Here is a 1,179-nt window from a genome sequence, read left to right on the forward strand (position 1 = left end):
GGGGGGTTGTGCCCTCGTTGCCCCGTGCGCCCCGCCACGCCCCGCACGCCCGGGGCAACGAGGGCACAACCCCCCTGCGCACGGAGCCCCGCATCAGGCAGCATGTGCCCATGTCCGTACTGACGCGCGACGAAGCGCAGACCCGAGCAGACCTCCTCACGGTCCAGCACTACACCGTGGATCTCGACCTCACCACCGGCGAGGACACCTTCGACTCCCGGACCACCGTCCGGTTCACCGCCCGCGCCGACGCGGGCACCTTCGTCGAACTCAAGCCCGCCGAACTGCGCACCGCCACGCTAGACGGACACCCCCTCGACCCGGCCGCACTCGAGGACAACCGGCTCCCGCTCACCCTCACGGCCGGCGAGCACGAACTCGTCGTCGACGCCGCCATGCGCTACTCCCGCACCGGCGAAGGCATGCACCGCTTCACCGACCCCACCGACGGCGAGAGCTACGTCTACACGCAGCTCTTCCTCGACGACGTCCAGCGCGTCTACGCCGCCTTCGACCAGCCCGACCTCAAGGCCACCTTCGACGTCACCGTCAAGGCACCCGAAGGCTGGACCGTCCTCGCCAACAGCCGCACCACCCACGACGGCGACGGCACCTGGACCGCGGCCACCACCCCCGCCATCTCCACCTACCTGCTGGCCGTCGCCGCGGGCCCCTGGCACTCCATCCGCACCCAGCACCGCGGACTGCCCTTCGGCATCCACTGCCGCGCCAGCCTCGCCCCCCACCTCGAGACCGACGCCGACGAGATCCTCGAGATCACCACCCGCTGCTTCGACCGCTACCACGCCAAGTTCGACGAGCCCTACCCCTTCGACTCCTACGACCAGGCGTTCGTCCCCGAGTTCAACGCCGGCGCCATGGAGAACCCCGGCCTGGTCACCTTCCGCGACGAGTTCGTCTACCGCTCCGCCGTCACCGACACCGAGCGCCAGACCCGCGCCATGGTCATCGCCCACGAGATGGCCCACATGTGGTTCGGCGACCTCGTCACCCTGCGCTGGTGGGACGACATCTGGCTCAACGAGTCCTTCGCCGAGTACATGGGCTACCAGACCCTCGTCGAGGCCACCCGGTACACCGACACCTGGACCGAGTTCGCCGTCACCCGCAAGAGCTGGGGATACGACGCCGACCAGCGGCCCTCCACCCACCCCGTCG

The 1,179-nt window shown here is 69.8% G+C and carries 1 protein-coding gene; it reads left to right on the plus strand.

The features are described from left to right. Positions 1 to 110: 110 nt before the first annotated feature. The coding region (locus ACOV8S_RS11835; protein ID WP_448317736.1) for a M1 family aminopeptidase at positions 111 to 1,179 on the plus strand (1,069 nt) is incomplete at its 3' end.

The organism is Streptomyces sp. CO7 (assembly GCF_053474865.1).